Origin of the sequence: Thioclava sp. SK-1 (genome assembly GCF_001705665.1) — a bacterium.
GTDB lineage: Bacteria > Pseudomonadota > Alphaproteobacteria > Rhodobacterales > Rhodobacteraceae > Thioclava.
The window spans coordinates 1-1,895 of the sequence record NZ_MDHA01000094.1; the positions used below are offsets into that span (position 1 = coordinate 1).

The 1,895-nt window shown below is 58.6% G+C and carries 2 pseudogenes; one reads left to right on the top strand and one right to left on the bottom strand.

Annotation, left to right across the window (positions count from 1 at the left end):
• Positions 1-456: pseudogene (locus BFP70_RS19750) on the top strand (DDE-type integrase/transposase/recombinase); the annotation flags it as partial.
• A 215-nt stretch (positions 457-671) separates the two neighbouring features.
• On the opposite strand, the pseudogene BFP70_RS19755 reads toward BFP70_RS19750, so the two are convergent.
• Positions 672-1,895: pseudogene (locus tag BFP70_RS19755) on the bottom strand (IS110 family transposase); the annotation flags it as partial.

The following is a 1,895-nucleotide window of genomic DNA, read 5'->3' on the forward strand; positions in this document are numbered from 1 at the left end:
CCTGTTATCGCTACAGCCCGAAGCTGAAGGATGAGAACGAGGTGATCGCCGATCTGCTAACGGGGCTGACAGATGCGCGCAAAACCTGGGGATTTGGCCTGTGCTTCTTACACCTGCGCAACGTCAAAGGTCACCCGTGGAACCACAAACGCGTCTACCGGATCTACTGCGAGTTGGAACTGAACCTGCGGATCAAGCCCTGAAAGCGGCTGAAACGGGAGAAGCCTGATGTCCTGGCGGTGCCAGACCCGCCCAATGTGACCTGGTCGATGGACTTCATGGCGGATTGCCTCGGCCGACGGCCGTGGCTTTCGGCTGCTGAATGTGCTGGACGACTTCAACCGAGAAGGGCTGGGGATCGAGGTGGACTTCTCGTTGCCCGCAGAGCGGGTCATTCGCAGCCTAGACCGCATCATCGAGTGGCGCGGTAAGCCCGGCACCATTCGGCTGGATAACGTCCTATGTCAGGAAAATCTAGCTGCTTAGGTCAGCAGGTCGTGTGGCATCCGGCTGTCCGGATACCCCGATAAGGTTGCCCAGGCGGGCTCCGCCGTCAAGAAATGATCTCATCCATAGCAAACACAGGGTACGTGCGCTGGCCGCCCTCAGCGTCCTTAAGACGAGATCCTAAATCCCAAGCGGAAGGCCCGAACATTATCTACGAGGTCGCGTCATGCGCCTCCACGGCCCTTTGAGAGAAAGCTCCTTCCGCCTGGGCTCGTCCCCTCGAAGAAGGGACGATAGGGTTCGCCGGATTTGATCACGGCGTGAATGGTGCGTGCCATCTTTGCGGCGATAGCGGTGTAGGCCTTACGGCGCAAATGCGGGTTGTGGCGATCTTGCGCGATGTAACGCTCGAATTTGTCACGGAAGCTGTTGGTCTTCTTCAGGACCGCCGTCTGCCTTGCGAGCCACAAAGTCCGGCCCAGGCGAGCATTTCCATATTTTGAGATCTTGCTCCGACCGCGGAACATTCCGGACTGGACGGTGGCCAAATCCATGCCGCAGAACTTAAAGAACTGGCGGTGATGATGGAAGCGCCGCAGGTCGCCTGCCTCGGCCAGAATGGTCAGAGCATTGATCGGCCCGATGATGAGCAAGCGTGTCGCCATGCGTTCAAGACCGCTGGCGAATGGATGGTGCGCAGCAGTTGATAATCGGGCTGATCACCCAGCAGTTCGACCGCCCGATCTTCGATGGCGTTGCGTTGCCGGATCAGGCTTCTGCCTTCGGCCAGCATCATGCGGAACATGCGGATGGCATCTGAATCCGGCGAGACAGGCAATCCTGCTGAGGTCTTTGCCGTCTCGTAAATATCTGACAACATGAGGGTCTTCTCGACTTTGCGTCCGACCACTTCCCATGCCGCCTTGGTGAACTCCTCCTTGCTTAGGGCAGAGATCATGTGTGGAGACGGGAACATCTCGAGGAAGGCCAAGAACCAGTCGGTGCGCGAGCTGCGATGGAACCGGTCGGCTTCGGGAAAGTAGAGTGGCAGGTAGTGGGTAAGGATGCGGTGCCACAGCTCGGTCTTGGACCGCGACACGGCATCATGGGTCTTGGACAATTCCTGAATGTCATTCGTGCCGGCCACCATCGGGTCCTGAAAGATCTGCACCGCGCCGATCTGCAGCATGTGCAGAATGACTTGGGCATCCTTCGGGTCGTTCTTATCCCAACTGTTGTGCAGGGCCTCGCGGGTTCGGGCGAGGCCGACGGAAGAAATGAGCTTAAGGTCGAAACCGGCCTGTCCGAGATGATGTGCCAGCGGCCGATGATAGTTGCCGGTCGCCTCGAACCCGATCCGCACTGGCAGCTCGTAACTGGCCAGACTCGCGGACAAGCGCTGGAAGTCTTCCAACGTGTTCATGATCGTCATTCGCCGACGGCGCTTC